Genomic DNA, 15,087 nt, shown 5'->3' on the forward strand with positions numbered 1-15,087 from the left:
AAATGGAATCGCCCATTGGGATGCTGACGCTGGGATGGAGCGATGAAGGCTTGTGTTCCATTGATTTTGGCTCGTTCACGGAGACGCAGGACAAACAAAGAGCGTGGTCCCTGCGCCGCTTTGGAACGAAGGAGTGGGAGCGGGACCCTAATGCGCTGGCAGAAGTTAGAAGGCAGCTCCGTGACTATTTTACCGGAGCATTGCGCTCGTTTGACGTGCCGCTCGATCTGCGGGGCACTTCTTTTCAAGTGAAAGTATGGAAGGCGCTTGCTGGCATTCCTTTCGGAAGCGCCTGCTCATATAAAGCTATCGCTGAGCGGATAGGTTCTCCTAAAGCGGTTCGTGCGGTAGGCGGCGCCAATAACGGCAATCCGGTACCCATTATCATCCCCTGCCATCGGGTGATAGGAGCGAATGGAGCGATGGTAGGCTATGGGGGCGGACTTGACATAAAAACCTTTTTGCTGCGGCACGAGGGTTTTTCGGTGAAAGGGGATCAGCCATGAGATATGTTCATGTGGATAACGTAGAGCCGGGACAATATTTGGGACGTACGATTTTCTCTGCGAATGGAGCGGTCTTGTTATCGGAAGGCGTACAGCTGACCGTGTACATGATTACGACGCTCAAGCGGATTGGCGTGACGATGGTTTATATTAAGGATATGCAGTTTGAGGATGTGGAAATTCCGGAGCTGGTATCGGAGGAAACGAAGCAGCTTGTCATGAAGCGAATGGGAGAAACGTTCAATTCGATCCGCTCCGGGAAAGATTTTAACACCAAGCAGGTTTTTGGAAGTATCGATAACCTCTTGGAGGAGATTATGCAGAACAAGGAAGTGCTGGTGCAATTATCTGATATCCGTACGGAAGATAATGAGATGTACGTGCATGCCATTAACGTTTGTATGGTGTCCTCCTTGATGGGAATCAATCTGGGACTTTCAACGACACAATTGAGAGAACTGGCTGTCGGAGCTCTGATGCATGATATCGGTAAATTGGATAAGATTACGGATGACGAAAGCCCCGACACCAAGAAGCATCATACGTGGCGTGGCTTCGAGGCGTTGAAGGCGAAGCGGGAGCTCAACCTGCTGATTGCCCATGTGGCTTTTCAGCATCATGAAACCATGGACGGACAAGGCCTGCCGCGGCGTTTGAAGGGTGAAGAAATCCATTTATATGCCAAAATCACCGCCGTAGCCAACACGTATGACAACTTGCTGTTCGATCTGTCGGAAGGGCGGAGGCTGCTCCCGCATGAGGCATGCGAACGGATGATGGTGCTTGCCGGCGAGAAGCTGGACCGGGAGATCGTCATCCAATTTTTGCGGATCGTATCGGTTTATCCGACCGGCTCTTCGGTCAGGCTCTCGACCCGGGAAACCGGTGTTGTCGTAGGGCAGCACCGAGGGCTGCCGGGGCGCCCTATCGTACGTATCGTGAAGGGCACCGCAGAAGACCTCGAGGTCAAGGAAATCGATTTGGCCAAACACATGACGGTGTTTATTGAAAGTGTGCTGATTTGAATGGAATTTGGTTTGCAAAACCATTTGTAACCGCAGGCTTGACATGCTATGATGTTTAAAAGATATCCATCGTTTGAGGTGAAGGTACGACTATGTGGAGTTATGTAATTACTGGCATCATTGCGCTTCTGGTTGGAGGGGTAGGCGGTTTCTTTATCGGTGTCAGCTATTTGCGCAAGCAGCTCGAGAAAATGCAAAGCAGTCCAGAGATGATGCAGCAGATGGCCAAGCAGATGGGCTATAACTTGAACAAGCAGCAAATGCAGAAGATGCAACAAATGATGAAAAATCAAAAGTTTCGTCCGTAAGCCTAGACCCTGAAGCCTGAAGCCTTAAAGGCGCAGGCTTTCTTCTTTTGCACCGGCGTAAAAGAGCGGATGAAGGAGGAGGAATGACAATGCCGGCGAAGGAATATAAGAACCTCATGGTTGAAGAGAACCGTGAGCAAATCGAGGAGCATATACGCCATATCCTGCGTTTGATCGGGGAGGATGTGGATCGGGAAGGGCTGCTTGATACCCCTGCTAGGGTAACCCGTATGTATGAAGAAATTTTTGCGGGTTATAACGCTGATGTCCGGGAAATTCTGGGCGTAGCGTTCGATGAAAAGCACGAGGAGCTTGTCATCGTTAAGGATATCGTCTACTACAGCCAGTGTGAGCATCATATGGCGCCATTTTTCGGCAAAATACATATCGGGTATATCCCGAGCGGGAAGATTGCAGGACTTAGTAAATTTGCCCGCCTCGTAGAAGCGGTAACTCGCCGCCTGCAGGTACAAGAGAGGATCACTTCGGAGATCGCGGATATGATCGACGAAGTGTTGGAGCCGCACGGTTGTATGGTTGTCGTGGAAGGGGAGCACCTGTGCATGTGCGCCCGCGGCGTGAAGAAGCCGGGCAGCAAGACCGTTACCTCGGCTGTTCGCGGGCTGTTCCGCAAGGACGCGGCTGCGCGGGCGGAGTTTCTATCGCTGCTGAAAGATTAGTAGAAAAGCTTGTACTCAGAGGAAAGCTTCGGTTTCCCTGAGTACAAGCTTTTTTGTGAAAAAACATCGCTTCTCCCTGCCAAACGGCATACAATTTTAAGCATGCAGTACAGGCGCTTCCGGCGAGGTCTCCGAGGCTTCCAATCAGTAAGGCAGCCACCTCAGCATCCTCGCGGCGGAGAACCGTTCATTGACGTGATCCCAGTTGACCGTATTCCACCAAGCTTCGATGTACTTCGATCTTTCATTTTTGTACTTGAGGTAGTAAGCGTGTTCCCAGACATCCAGCACAAGCAGCGGAATGACGTCCCACTGGGACAAATTCTGATGCTTCTCCGCCTGCAATATCTCCAGACGATGGCTGCGTGGACTCCATACAAGAATAGCCCAGCCTCCGCCCTCTACTTTGTCGGCCGCAGCACTGTAATGCTTCTTGAACGCTTCAAAGCTGCCGAACGACTTCTTGATTTCCGCCGCGATCGCCCCGGAAGCTGGTCCGCCGCCGCCTGGCTTCATGACATTCCAGAATATCGTGTGAAGATAATGTCCTGCGCCGTTGAATGCCGCTTCCCGTTCCCAATGCTTCACGAGCGCAAAATCCCCGGATTCTCTCGCTTTAGCCAGCATGGTCTCCGCTTTGTTCAATCCATCGACGTAGCTCTTATGATGCTTGTCATGATGCAGACGCATCGTTTCTGCATCGATATGCGGCTCCAATGCATTATAAGCGTAGGGAAGAGAGGGGAGTTGGTGTCCTCCGATCGGTACCGGCTTCAGAGCCGGCGTCGTTGGCCTGATATCTGAAGACCAGGTGCCTTCCTGCGTAGCCGTTAACTCCTCGTCGCTGCTCAACCTGTGGATATAGGCTTTCTCATCCGCCTCTGGCGTAAGTTCAGGAGCATTCTCTCCAGCTGCCGTTTCCCGAGGCCGTTCATATTCGTTCATACTTCCCGCAGCACTCGCGGCGTGAAGAACGCCGATGAAGTATTCGGATTCACGAATAATGTGCATCACCACAGTTTTGACGACAGGGTTTGATTTCACGGGCTGACTCTGTTCCATGATGGCAAACAGTTGGCTCACGAATTCGTTCGATTGGCGGATCGAAAAGTAGAGCAGTTCATGGATTTGAGCCGATAGCAGGGGGCTGATCGGCGCCCCCAAGCGGATAACGGCTTCGATCAGCTGTCCGCTTGCCGCCTCCGTTTGTGCAAACACGCTTTCCCACTGCTGCATAAGCAGGGCAAACTGCGGCTCCAGCGTCGGTACCAGCTCACGGATGACGAGCGTATGCTCCTTCTCCTGCGTTTTCCAAAAACGGATTTCCTCTAATATCCTTAAAGGCATCAGCCCTCCGTACACATACAGCATGAAAAAACCTCCCCATCGTTCTGTCTTCCGCTACTAGGCCGGATGTATGAGAACATTGTATTCGGAGAGGTTAACGCCTATGCTACCTTGAGTTGCTAAATTTGATAGGGGCCGGGGGAGCGCTGGATAGCGTCCGCAGAAAGCCAGTTGTCATTTGGAGATAGTCTTTCTTGTGTGCCCGGTAGATAAGTTCATGACCGTCGTTTTCGAGCAGCCACAACTGGGATCCGGATGCGGCTTTTTGCTGGTGGAAGATGCCCTCGGCCATTTCGAAAGGGGCTTTCAGGTCCTTCTTGCCGTGGATAAAGAAGATCGGCATGTCATACTGCGTTTCCTTGACTTTCGTGTAAGGCATTTGGTTCATGCTGACGCCATTAATCAGAGGGAAGAACATATGCACCAGAGACTGGGAGATCTTAGGCAGGTTCGCTTCCTGCTTCATATTGTGATAGAGCGTATCAGGCTCTAGCACGAACGTGCTGTCGAGGATCATGCCGTCGATATCTTTCGTTTGCAATGCCGCCTGCAGAGCGGTTCCGGCTCCCATGGAGAAGCCCCATACAAAGACGCGTTCGGCGCCCCGGTCCTTCGCGTACTTCACCGCGCCGAGCAGCTCCTGTGATTCTCGCAGCCCTCCGGTCACGTTCCAATTCGGCTGGACGTATCCGTAATCAAACATGACTACATTGTATCCCTGGTTATAAGCGGCTTTGGCAAGATCATAAATCGGTACCCAAATTTCTTCGCGGTTGCCGCCGTAGCCGTGTGAGAAAACGACCGTTTGTTTTGATTTCGAGGCGCCCGAAGCGGGTATGTACCAACCAGACAGCTCCGATGATTCGTTCAAGCTCGGAAATCGCACATCCTCGTAGGGAGCGCCGAAGGCCAGCGTCGGATTGGAACGTAGAGGATCGATGTGCGGCCGAGCGAGTGTCCAGGCGACATAGGCGTGAAAGGCCATGGATAAGCTGAACAGCAACAGCAGCACGGACATCAGTGCGATGAGCAGGGCTTTATGGCGTCGGGCGAACGAAGCTCTTTTGAGAGCGGTTTCAACGGAAGCTGTATTTAACGGGACGGGTGAGTAAGAGTTGGTTTCCATGATGGATCCCTCCCAACGTATACTTAGTTTTCCTATGATTTTATACCATTTCATAAGGAGAAATTCTGATCTCAGGAGAGATCTGCATTCTGATGCTTTGGAAAAAACGGCGGTTCCAAGGGGGAATGCTGTTCCAATCTGAAGGTGTCAATTTACTAGATTCTCATATAATAAGTTTTTTATTAATTTAATAGTATAGGCAACCTGTATCAGAGTCAATGAAAGTCGAAAAATGTAAACAATCTGTAATCTCTCTGTAACAGAAGGGTGTTTTAAGGAAGAAGAAATTGGGTATGCTCATGAGTTGACGAGTGTATATATGAAAAAGCAAGGAAATAGGTTATAATATATTTCAACTGGTGAAACGCATTTTCGGGGAGTGGGAAAGTAATGGAAGAAGGAAAATTAACCGTGCGCGCCGTTGAGCGTGCTTTGGATATACTGCTTTGTTTTACGGAAGCCGAGGATTTGAGCTTAACGGAAATAGCAGGACGGGTAGGACTCCATAAAAGCACGGTTCATCGGCTGCTTGCCTCGCTGGAGGGCAAGGGCTTCATTATCCGCAATCCCGGGTCAGATCGCTACAGGCTCGGTTTTCGCATTTGGGAGCTCTCGGCGAACCTGACGCACAGCGATGACCCCGCGCTGATTCTGCTGCCGGAGCTGGAGCTGCTTCGCGACCAAGTCGGAGAAACCGTCAGTCTGTATGTCCGTGACGGAATGGAGCGCGTCCGCGTTCAAGCGGTGCAGAGCAATCAGGCTATCCGCCGGGTGGCGCCGATTGGAGCAAGATTGCCGCTGTACGTTGGTGCGTCGAGCAAAATCCTTGTGGCCTTCGCGGACCCCGCTGAGCAGCAGGCATTGCTACACGATCCGACCTGGCCGCAGGTGGTGAGTCCAGCTGCCTATCTGGAGCAGCTGGAGGAAGTGAAGACGCTAGGCTACGCCACCAGCGTCGAGGAACGCGAGCCTGGCGCTGCGGCGGTAGCGGCCCCAATCTTTGGCCGCGGGCAGCGGCTGGCTGCCGCACTTGCGGTATCCGGTCCCTCCAACCGGCTCACGGTGGAGATGATGAAAGAGCATGCGCCGCTTCTTATGGAAGCCGCCCGGCGCATGGGCAAAATGCTAAAGTAGATAAAAAAACCTCCGGGCCTCTAGGAATAGAGGCTTCGGAGGTTTTTTATACGTTCAGTGATCTCGTAATTAAGCCATGATTTGACGCAGTACTGCCTGCAGAATACCGCCGTTACGGTAGTAGTCCACATCAACGTAGCTGTCCAGACGAGCGATCGCTTCAAAGCTGAAAGTGGAGCCGTCTTCGCGGGCTACATTTACGGTTATTTTTTGACCCGGTTGTACATCGTTGCTCAGGCCGACAATATCGAACGTTTCCGTACCGGTAAGGCCGAGTGTGCTCCAGCCTTGACCATCGACGAATTGCAGCGGCAGAACGCCCATCCCAACCAGGTTGGAACGGTGGATCCGCTCGAAGCTTTCAGCGATAACGGCTTTCACGCCGAGCAGGAATGTGCCTTTGGCCGCCCAGTCACGGGAGCTTCCCGTACCGTATTCTTTGCCGGCGATAACAACAAGGTTCGTGCCTTGCTCTTGATACTTCATGGAAGCATCATAGATGGACATGACTTCGCCAGTTGGCAGGTAAGTGGTTACGCCGCCCTCTGTGCCCGGTGCCACTTGGTTGCGGATGCGGATGTTGGCGAACGTACCGCGCATCATGACTTCATGGTTACCACGGCGGGAACCGTACGAGTTAAAGTCTTCTTTCTTCACGCCATGCTCGATCAGGTATTTACCTGCCGGGCTGTCGGCTTTGATGTTACCTGCAGGCGAGATATGGTCCGTTGTTACGGAATCGCCCATCAATGCCAGTGTTTTGGCGCCGCGAATATCCGCGATGTCGGAGAGCTTATCGCCAACGCTTGTGAAGAACGGCGGATTGGCAATGTACGTGGAGCTTGCATCCCACTCGTACAGATCGCCTTCCGGAACTTCGATCGCGTTGAAGCGAGCGTTGGAACGGAACACATCGGCATATTTTTCACGGTACAAATCAGGGCTCATTCCGGATTGGATCGCTTCCTGAATCTCTTGAGCCGTTGGCCAGATGTCTTTCAAATATACCGGCTCGTTCTTTTGATCGTAACCGATCGGATCGTTTGCCAGGTCAATATTCACCGTACCAGCCAAAGCGTAAGCTACGACAAGCGGCGGAGAAGCCAAGTAGTTTGCTTTGACTTGCGCATGAACGCGACCTTCGAAGTTCCGGTTACCGGAAAGCACGGCAGCAACGGTCATATCGTTGTCAGTGATCGCTGCGCTTACTTCGTCTGGAAGCGGACCGGAGTTACCGATACAAGTAGCGCAGCCGTAGCCTGCCACGTGGAAGCCGAGCGATTCGAGCGATTCGAGAAGACCTGCTTTTTTCAGGTATTCCGTTACGACCAAGGAACCTGGCGTCAAGGAGCTCTTCACATAGCCTGGTTTGCGCAGACCGCGTGCAACAGCTTTCTTCGCAACGAGTCCCGCGCCCAGCATAACGCTTGGGTTGGACGTATTGGTACAGGACGTAATCGCTGCAATAACGACGGCGCCGGTACCCATTTTGCTTGTTTCTCCGTTGGCATGCTTCACATCTACCACTTCGGTGATTTTCTCGTCGGAGAGGCCGTAGCCGCCTTTTTCGATTGGCGTGCGAATGATGCTGTTGAACGATTCCTTCATGTTCGTCAGCTCTACACGGTCCTGCGGACGCTTAGGACCAGCCAAGCTCGGAACGACGGAACCAAGGTCAAGCTCGATAGAGTCGCTGAATACTGGATCCGGCGTCTCATCAGTGCGGAACATGCCTTGTGCTTTATAGTAAGCTTCAACGAGCGCGATTTGCTCTTCGGAGCGGCCTGTGCCTCTCATGTAGTTCAAGGACTCCGCGTCAACCGGGAAGAAGCCGATCGTTGCGCCGTATTCCGGTGCCATGTTGGCTACCGTAGCACGGTCTGCTAAGCTGATGTTGCTCAAACCAGGACCGTAGAACTCGACGAATTTACCGACAACGCCTTTCTTACGAAGCATTTGCGTAACGGTCAATGCGAGGTCTGTCGCTGTAGCGCCTTCCGACAATGTGCCTGTCAGCTTGAATCCGATAACTTCAGGTGTAACAAAGTAGAGCGGTTGGCCAAGCATGCCTGCTTCCGCCTCGATACCGCCGACGCCCCAGCCCACGATACCCAAACCGTTGATCATCGTCGTGTGGGAGTCTGTACCTACGAGGGAGTCCGGGTATACGAACGTTTCGCCGTCAATGGTTTTCGTAGCGGCTACCGATGCGAGATACTCCAGGTTTACTTGGTGAACGATTCCTGTATCCGGTGGAATGGCACGGAAATTATCAAATGCGGTTTGCGCCCAACGAAGGAAACGGTAACGCTCCTCGTTACGTTCAAACTCTTTTTTCTCGTTATATTCAAGCGCGTCTTTAGAGCCGAAAGCGTCGACCATTACGGAGTGGTCGATAACAAGGTCAACCGGTACAAGCGGGTTGATACGCTTCGGATCTCCGCCGGCACGTTTCATGGTGTCTCTCATGGCTGCAAGGTCTACGACAACCGGTACGCCGGTGAAGTCCTGCAATACGATCCGTGCAGGGATGAATGGAATCTCTTTGTTGGCGTCGCGTTCGGAAGCCCAATTAGCAATTTGCTTCACGTGCTCGTTTGTAATGGCCTTGCCGTCAAATTGACGAACGGCTGCTTCAAGAAGAACCTTAATGGAAATAGGAAGATTGGAAATCGTTCCGTTCCCCTGCTCTTCGAACGTTGGTAGGCTGTAGTAGCTGTAGGAGTTACTTCCTACGCTCAGCTGCTTGCGGACTGAAAATTGGTCTTTGTTAGACATAGTCGCTAATTCCTCCTTTAAATCATGTCATTCAGCTTTCTGCATCTTGTTTCACCTAGTAAAACTAGATTTCAAAATTAGCTCTATTTACAGTATACATGCTGCGGCCCCTTTTCGTAAAGGTTGATTTAAATCATTTTTATACTCTATTTTGCATACGATTTGGAATGAATGTTCAGAAGCCGGATATCTCCCGACAGGCTTTTAATGAAAGGGGCAAGGTGCCATGTCTTGGAAAACCATCCTATACGACTATGTACATCATCGCAATCAAATGGACATTGATTATTCCGTAGATCCTATGCTGCCGATCGTAGAGGACGAAGCTTACCTCCATGCACAATCCGCCCGACTCTCCAGAAGAGCAGCGACGGACAAAGATAGACAATTCATGCCGGTCAAAAGCGAGACACGCCTTACGATCTTACGCGCAGTAGAGTGTGGAGATGGCGTCTCCGCCGATGTGCAGCTTCGAAGAACCTCCGTAGGCCAAATCCGCCAGTTTTCTCATGAGGAGCAGCGGGTGGAGCAAGAGCGCGTTACGCTTGTTCCCGGAGCAGACGGTTGGATTATTACGAAGATTGAGGCGCTCCAAACGGAAGAAGCGCTTCGGTTAAAGCCGGCTGTCGCCGGCGGTTTCATGGAGGCGGAGGACGATTTCGCGGCGGTCGGATTGATGCGTGCGCCATCCGTGCCTTTCCTGAACCGCCAGCTGGTACCGGAGCTTCAGCATTTGACTGAACGGGCGTTGTACAATCGCATGGAGGCCGCCCGCTACGCGGACCTTTGGTGGGATAAAGGTAACCCCGCCTACCTGACATTCGAGGTGAATTGCAGCAACTATGTGTCCCAATGTCTACATGCCGGCGGCGCTCCGATGAAGCAGACGGGCCAGAGAGATTCAGGCTGGTGGTATAAAGGTCGGGTAGGCGGTCAGGAGCTGTGGAGCTTCAGCTGGGCGGTTGCCGAAAGTCTGCAGTTTTATTTGCTGACCAGCCGTTCCGGTCTTCGCGCTCAGGAGGTTACCAGCGCGGCGGAGCTTGATTTGGGCGATGTGATCAGCTATGACTGGGACGGCGACGACCGATTTCAGCACACTTCAGTGGTCACCGCTAAGGATTCGAACGGAATGCCGTTGGTGAATGCCAATACCGTAAGTAGCAAGCACCGTTATTGGAGCTATACGGATTCCCCGGCGTGGTCCAGCCGCACACGATACCGGTTCTTACATATTTCTGATTCCATATAAATTCATTGATAAGCCCTAGTGTAGGATTCGCTATTTTTGCTATGTCCATGCGCAGGTGCGGATGTGTTCTTCAAGATGAGATTCGAAGCAGTGCTCGAATACGGTGAGAGCATGTCTGTTGCGTGGAATATGCTCTTGTCGAGGCTTGCTTTTTACTTGCTGCTTCCATTATGCTAAAGCTAATAAACAAGCTGAGAGGAGAGAATCCATGGGTTTTCAAACTGAGTTTAATTCTGTTTGCAAATTTAAGTCCGAGCAGGAGCTCTTCGAGCTGCTGGAATACGGCAAAGGTAAAATGGTTAAGAAGGGATTTCGTGTCTTTCCGGCCGGACAGAAAGTCATTGCTTATACTCCAGACAATCAAGCCATTGCCATCGTAAAGATCATCGCGTCCATTGCGGAAATCAATTTTCAAGGCGATGAAGTGACGCAGGTCGAAATGGAGCTGGTCCGCAAGCTCACGGAGGAGGAAGCGCGCATTCAATCCGCTTTGGCCGATGAGATGTTTTTTGGAGCGAGAGTGTAGGCTATATAAAATAAAGGAAACCGCCGAGCTGGATTGGGCGGTTTTTTCATGTGTGTCTAAGGGATTGGGAAAGATAAAGGAAGCCATTATTCAGGGAGGAGTGTGATTGTGCCATGATTGTCCGTCTCGGTTACGTCGCCATGTCTATGCGGGTGAAGAACGCCTCACCCTCCAAAACGATGACCTTTACCAGCTTCTCCAAGCTCGATAACCGGGAAGCGGCCGTACGCAAGCTTGAACGGATCGCTGCCGAGAATATTCATAATACACTGAGGTTGCTCAGGCACAACCGGGCGCACGATATCGAATTGTACCGCTGTTCCTCCAGACTCATTCCTCTGGTCGGCCATGAGCAGCTCGGCGGTTGGTACCCGATTCAGGAGCTGACGGAAGCTTTCGCCGAGCTCGGAGGGTATGCCAAAGAGCACCGGATGCGGCTTAGCTTTCATCCGGATCATTTTACCGTGTTGAGCACCCCCAGAGAGGAGGTTCTTCGCAGCTCGCAGGCCGACCTGGAGCGGCATGTGCGGATGCTGGAAGCGATGGGGCTTGATTCGTCAGCCAAATGCAATATTCATATCGGAGGCACTTACGGGAACAAGGAATCGGCAAGACAGCGTTTTGTGAACAACTTCACCGCCCTATCCCAACGTATAAAAGAACGGATGACGCTCGAAAATGACGATAAGACATTCAATGCCTTAGAGACGCTTGAGGTTTGCGAGGAGGTCGGCGTTCCCATGGTGCTTGATATTCACCATGACCAGGTCAACCCCAGCGGGGAACCTGCCGAAGCGCATTGGTCTCGGATTCAATCGACTTGGGCTGGGTATAAAGAACAGGCCGGTTTCACCAAACCGTCTGCCGCACCAAGGGAGCTCCCGCCCAAAATTCACGTCTCCAGCCCCAAAAGCGATAAGGATCCCCGCGGCCATGCGGATTACATTGAGCCGAGTCTCTTGATGTCTTTTCTGCGAGCCGTTGCCCCGATCACTCCCCGGTTGGATGTTATGTTGGAGGCTAAGAGGAAAGATGATGCGCTGTTCGAGCTTATGAAATCCGTGCGGCGGGAATCAGGCGTAACCGTACTGTCGCAAGCCTCTTTTGAACTGTAATGTGACCCGTTTAGGGGCGAAAAGCGCTCTTGAAATATTCGGTAAAATGATATACCTTGAGTAGGGAAGAAAGTGTGTCCAAGCCCTATTTGATAATGGAGAGGGGAACGTACGGATGAGTTTGCTGGTGGGTAAAAATATAGTGGTCATGGGTGTGGCTAATGACCGGAGTATCGCATGGGCGATTGCGCAGTCGTTGGCAAGCCAAGGTGCCAAATTGGTGTTTACGTACGAGAATGAACGGGTGGAGGAGCGCGTACGTAAGCTTGCGGATACGATCCCGAATTCGGTGATTTTACCCTGCAACGTGACCGTTGACGAAGATATCGAGAAGTTGGCCGTTTCCTTGAAGGAGCAGTTTGGCGTGCTGCACGGTATTGTGCACAGCATCGCGTTTGCACGCACGGAAGAGCTTGAGGGCTTGTTTGTTAACACGAGCAGAGATGGGTTCGTACTTGCGCATGACATCAGCGCGTATTCATTGGTTGCGGTGGCTCAAAGACTGTATCCGCTTATGACTGAGGGCGGAAGCATCATGACGATGACCTACCTTGGGGCAGAGCGCGCCATGAAGAATTACAATGTCATGGGGATCGCTAAGGCTGCTTTGGAAGCCAGCGTACGCTACCTGGCGAACGATTTGGGCCAATACAACATTCGGGTGAACGCCATCTCCGCCGGACCGATCCGGACGCTTGCCGCGAAAGGCATCAAGGATTTCAACTCCATCCTGAAAACAGTTGAGGAGAAAGCGCCGCTGCGCAGGACGACGGAAACCGCCGAGGTTGGCGATACGGCCATGTTCCTAATGAGCCACTTGTCGCGGGGCATCACTGGTGAAGTTATTTATGTAGATAGCGGCTATCACATCGTCGGTGTGTAAACGAATCTTTCGAAATGAACCATCTGTCGCTTTATTGACAGGTGGTTTTTTTGTGCTCTATGGCATATGGTGTTTTGGAGAAAAATGTGGCAGATTGATATTACAAATACCATATGTTTATTGATCGGCGGAGGGGTGAGGTTTGGAAAAATGGCAAGTCCAACTTAAAAAAACGCGTTCATGCTTGCTTGCGGTCGGAGCGGGATTGGCGTATGCGGCCGCCCAGCTTATGATGCTGGGGGTACGGATCGAGACCAGTAGACCGCCGGAAGAACCGTTTGCTCCTATATATAACGGTTATACCTGGTAAGATGATTGATCATTATAAAGGGGTGTTCTTGTGATCGAGCTGATGTATGTCACCAAAAGCTATAACGATAAGGTAAAAGCCGTGGATAATCTCGTGCTGACCGTCCAAGGCGGTGAAATTTTCGGATTCCTCGGGCCGAATGGGGCAGGCAAAACGACAACGATCAAAATGATGACCGGCATCATCCAGCCGACCAAAGGCTTCATTCGGATTAACGGGACGGACATTTCCAAAGCGCCGCTCGAAGCGAAAAAGCAGTTCGGTTATGTTCCGGACAGTCCCGATCTGTTTCTGCGGCTTAAGGGGCTGGAATATTTAAATTTTATGGCCGACATGTACGATGTTCCCAAAGACCTTAGAAAGGAACGCATAGAGGCGCTTGCCCGTCGGTTCGATCTATCGCATGCGCTGTCTGATCCGATCCAAAGCTACTCTCACGGCATGCGGCAAAAGATCGTCATTATGGGTGTGCTTGTACACGATCCGTCCGTTTGGATACTCGACGAGCCGCTGACAGGCCTTGACCCCAAATCATCTTATATATTGAAGGAAATGATGAGAGAGCATGCAGACAGCGGCAAAACGGTGTTCTTCTCGACTCATGTGCTTGAAGTGGCTGAAAAGCTGTGTGACCGGGTAGCGATTATTAACAAGGGCGTCGTTTTGTTCTGCGGTACGTTCAAGGAAATGCAGGAACGTTTCCAGTCCGACATGTCCTTGGAAAGCTTATTTTTGGAGCTGACCAATCATGAATAAGACGCTTATGCTGACACGCATCCTACTCAAGAACGGCGGAGGACAGTTTAAAAGGTTCGGCAAGAAAAAACGCAGGCTTCCCTTGCACATTATTTTGCCGGTGCTTCTGTTGATTGCTCTCATGCCGTTGATGTATGCCTTCGCTTCAATGGTATCCTCCGTATATGACAGTCTTAAGTCCATGGGTCAGGAGGGGGTCATTCCAGGCCTGGGTCTAGCCACCACCAGCGCAGTCATCTTTATGTTCGGCATTTTTTACATCATTAACGTGTTTTACTTCTCTCAGGATGTCGAGTATCTGCTGCCGCTACCGTTGAAGCCTGTGCAAATCTTGACCGCAAAATTTATCGTGACACTGCTTTACGAGTATTTGACGCAGTTGGTCCTGCTTTTGCCGGTACTTCTGATCTTTGGTATAAAGAACGATAGCGGAATAGCTTACTATATCTATTCGGGGATCATTTTCCTAGTGCTGCCGATTATACCGCTTGTCCTGGCTTCCATAGTAGCTATGGTCATGATGAGCTTCTCCAGCATCTCGCGCAGTAAGGATCGTTTCCGAATGTTTGCCGGAATCACCGCCGTTCTGCTTTCCGTGGGGGGCAACATCTTATTCCAGCGTACGATGAACAATTCCTTGGATCCCAGCAAGCTTCAAGATATGTTTCAGGGCGGCCATAATTCCTTCGTCGAATTAGCAACCCGGGCATTCCCAAGCGTCAAACTCGCGGCCGATGCGCTCTTACGGGAGACGACTTTTGCAGGTTTGATGAATCTGGTGCTCTTTTTGAGCCTGTCTGCGCTGTTTTTTATTGGATTTGCATTTCTTGGACAAGGGTTATATTTTAAAGGCGTGATCGGCATTTCGGAATCATCGGCGCGCCGCAAACAAATCAGCGGAGCCCGGTTCGATAAGCTGACGGCGCAGCAGCCGGTACTCAAAGCGTACTTGCTCAAAGAGCTTCGTATCCTGTTTCGAACTCCGCCCTACTTTCTGAACTGTGTGCTGATGTCTTTTATGTGGCCGGTGCTGCTTCTTATACCGGTTCTGACACAGCCGAATTTCATGGAATCACTGCGTGCTGCGGAAAGCTTGTTTAAGCAAGATGGCATGGCGGCTCTAGTACTGGGAGGCGGCGCTAGCGTGTTCCTCTTTATCTCAGGAGCGAACTACACTGCCTCTACCTCCATTTCGAGGGAAGGAGCCGGGTTCTTCGTGAATAAATATTTGCCAGTTGCCTACGATAAAATGATTAGAGCCAAATTGCTTGCCGGATGGTTGCTGACGCTTTCGAGCATGCTGCTGATTATTATGTTCGCTTACGTGCTGCTTCATCTTCCGCC

Annotated in this window: 15 protein-coding genes (1 of these 15 running past the window's edge); 12 read left to right on the forward strand and 3 right to left on the reverse strand. The window is 51.4% G+C overall.

The annotated features are described in order from the left end of the window. Window positions 1-2: 2 nt before the first annotated feature. From JOE45_RS18025 to folE, 4 genes are all read left to right on the forward strand, one after another. Window positions 3-506 (forward strand): methylated-DNA--[protein]-cysteine S-methyltransferase, encoded by a 504-nt coding sequence (locus JOE45_RS18025; RefSeq protein WP_245247374.1) that lies wholly within the window; start codon window positions 3-5, stop codon window positions 504-506. Further along, window positions 503-1,531 (forward strand): HD-GYP domain-containing protein, encoded by a 1,029-nt coding sequence (locus JOE45_RS18030; RefSeq protein ID WP_210023001.1) that lies wholly within the window; start codon window positions 503-505, stop codon window positions 1,529-1,531. The genes JOE45_RS18025 and JOE45_RS18030 overlap by 4 nt, the downstream gene beginning before the upstream one ends. 92 nt (window positions 1,532-1,623) lie before the next feature. Continuing rightward, window positions 1,624-1,839, forward strand: coding sequence for a YneF family protein (locus JOE45_RS18035; RefSeq protein WP_210023000.1), 216 nt, complete (start codon window positions 1,624-1,626; stop codon window positions 1,837-1,839). 89 nt (window positions 1,840-1,928) lie between these two features. After that, entirely contained in the window at window positions 1,929-2,519 is a 591-nt protein-coding gene (folE, locus tag JOE45_RS18040; protein WP_210022999.1) for a GTP cyclohydrolase I FolE, read from the forward strand. 144 nt (window positions 2,520-2,663) lie between these two features. Here the strand turns inward: folE and JOE45_RS18045 are convergent, their stop codons facing one another. Together JOE45_RS18045 and JOE45_RS18050 are read right to left on the reverse strand one after the other, a co-directional pair. Next, on the reverse strand, window positions 2,664-3,890 hold the full coding sequence (locus JOE45_RS18045; RefSeq protein ID WP_210022998.1) for a Fe-Mn family superoxide dismutase: 1,227 nt from the start codon (window positions 3,888-3,890) through the stop codon (window positions 2,664-2,666). A gap of 82 nt (window positions 3,891-3,972) precedes the next feature. Then, the gene (locus JOE45_RS18050) at window positions 3,973-4,992 is read right to left on the reverse strand and encodes an alpha/beta hydrolase (RefSeq protein WP_210022997.1); all 1,020 of its coding nucleotides are present in this window, start codon (window positions 4,990-4,992) and stop codon (window positions 3,973-3,975) included. 390 nt (window positions 4,993-5,382) lie between these two features. On the opposite strand from JOE45_RS18050, the gene JOE45_RS18055 reads away from it, so the two are divergent. Continuing rightward, the gene (locus JOE45_RS18055; RefSeq protein ID WP_210022996.1) at window positions 5,383-6,126 is read left to right on the forward strand and encodes an IclR family transcriptional regulator; all 744 of its coding nucleotides are present in this window, start codon (window positions 5,383-5,385) and stop codon (window positions 6,124-6,126) included. 69 nt (window positions 6,127-6,195) lie between these two features. On the opposite strand, the gene acnA is transcribed toward JOE45_RS18055, so the two are convergent. After that, window positions 6,196-8,904 (reverse strand): aconitate hydratase AcnA, encoded by a 2,709-nt coding sequence (acnA, locus tag JOE45_RS18060; RefSeq protein ID WP_210022995.1) that lies wholly within the window; start codon window positions 8,902-8,904, stop codon window positions 6,196-6,198. Window positions 8,905-9,130: 226 nt separating this feature from the next. Here acnA and JOE45_RS18065 point away from each other — a divergent pair, with 226 nt between their 5' ends. The 7 genes from JOE45_RS18065 to JOE45_RS18095 form a co-directional block, all read left to right on the forward strand. Next, window positions 9,131-10,153, forward strand: a complete 1,023-nt coding sequence (locus JOE45_RS18065) for an amidase domain-containing protein (RefSeq protein ID WP_210022994.1) — start codon at window positions 9,131-9,133, stop codon at window positions 10,151-10,153. Between the two features lie 208 nt (window positions 10,154-10,361). Further along, window positions 10,362-10,679, forward strand: coding sequence for a hypothetical protein (locus tag JOE45_RS18070; protein WP_210022993.1), 318 nt, complete (start codon window positions 10,362-10,364; stop codon window positions 10,677-10,679). A gap of 113 nt (window positions 10,680-10,792) precedes the next feature. Beyond that, window positions 10,793-11,794 (forward strand): UV DNA damage repair endonuclease UvsE, encoded by a 1,002-nt coding sequence (uvsE, locus tag JOE45_RS18075; RefSeq protein WP_210022992.1) that lies wholly within the window; start codon window positions 10,793-10,795, stop codon window positions 11,792-11,794. Between the two features lie 115 nt (window positions 11,795-11,909). After that, on the forward strand, window positions 11,910-12,677 hold the full coding sequence (gene fabI / locus JOE45_RS18080) for an enoyl-ACP reductase FabI (protein WP_210022991.1): 768 nt from the start codon (window positions 11,910-11,912) through the stop codon (window positions 12,675-12,677). 142 nt (window positions 12,678-12,819) lie between these two features. After that, complete coding sequence (locus JOE45_RS18085) at window positions 12,820-12,987, forward strand: hypothetical protein (RefSeq protein WP_210022990.1); 168 nt, start codon at window positions 12,820-12,822, stop codon at window positions 12,985-12,987. 30 nt (window positions 12,988-13,017) lie between these two features. Continuing rightward, the gene (locus JOE45_RS18090) at window positions 13,018-13,743 is read left to right on the forward strand and encodes an ABC transporter ATP-binding protein (protein WP_210022989.1); all 726 of its coding nucleotides are present in this window, start codon (window positions 13,018-13,020) and stop codon (window positions 13,741-13,743) included. After that, a protein-coding gene (locus JOE45_RS18095) for a putative ABC transporter permease subunit (protein WP_210022988.1) crosses the window boundary here: on the forward strand, window positions 13,736-15,087 show its 5' portion. Its footprint extends 322 nt past the window's final position; the window shows 1,352 of its 1,674 coding nt (coding positions 1-1,352); the start codon lies at window positions 13,736-13,738; its stop codon lies off the right edge, out of view. Before JOE45_RS18090 ends, JOE45_RS18095 begins: the two co-directional genes overlap by 8 nt.

It is taken from the genome of Paenibacillus sp. PvR098 (assembly GCF_017833255.1).
Classification (GTDB): Bacteria; Bacillota; Bacilli; order Paenibacillales; family NBRC-103111; genus Paenibacillus_G.

Excerpts from the sequence above, each read along its gene's own strand:
- JOE45_RS18065 (WP_210022994.1), top strand. The coding sequence starts at position 9,131 with ATGTCTTGGAAAACCATCCTATACGACTATGTACATCATCGCAATCAA.
- uvsE (WP_210022992.1), top strand. The coding sequence starts at position 10,793 with ATGATTGTCCGTCTCGGTTACGTCGCCATGTCTATGCGGGTGAAGAAC.
- fabI (WP_210022991.1), top strand. The coding sequence starts at position 11,910 with ATGAGTTTGCTGGTGGGTAAAAATATAGTGGTCATGGGTGTGGCTAAT.
- JOE45_RS18025 (WP_245247374.1), top strand. The coding sequence starts at position 3 with ATGGAATCGCCCATTGGGATGCTGACGCTGGGATGGAGCGATGAAGGC.
- JOE45_RS18045 (WP_210022998.1), bottom strand. The coding sequence starts at position 3,890 with ATGCTGTATGTGTACGGAGGGCTGATGCCTTTAAGGATATTAGAGGAA.
- JOE45_RS18055 (WP_210022996.1), top strand. The coding sequence starts at position 5,383 with ATGGAAGAAGGAAAATTAACCGTGCGCGCCGTTGAGCGTGCTTTGGAT.
- folE (WP_210022999.1), top strand. The coding sequence starts at position 1,929 with ATGCCGGCGAAGGAATATAAGAACCTCATGGTTGAAGAGAACCGTGAG.
- acnA (WP_210022995.1), bottom strand. The coding sequence starts at position 8,904 with ATGTCTAACAAAGACCAATTTTCAGTCCGCAAGCAGCTGAGCGTAGGA.
- JOE45_RS18050 (WP_210022997.1), bottom strand. The coding sequence starts at position 4,992 with ATGGAAACCAACTCTTACTCACCCGTCCCGTTAAATACAGCTTCCGTT.
- JOE45_RS18030 (WP_210023001.1), top strand. The coding sequence starts at position 503 with ATGAGATATGTTCATGTGGATAACGTAGAGCCGGGACAATATTTGGGA.
- JOE45_RS18070 (WP_210022993.1), top strand. The coding sequence starts at position 10,362 with ATGGGTTTTCAAACTGAGTTTAATTCTGTTTGCAAATTTAAGTCCGAG.
- JOE45_RS18035 (WP_210023000.1), top strand. The coding sequence starts at position 1,624 with ATGTGGAGTTATGTAATTACTGGCATCATTGCGCTTCTGGTTGGAGGG.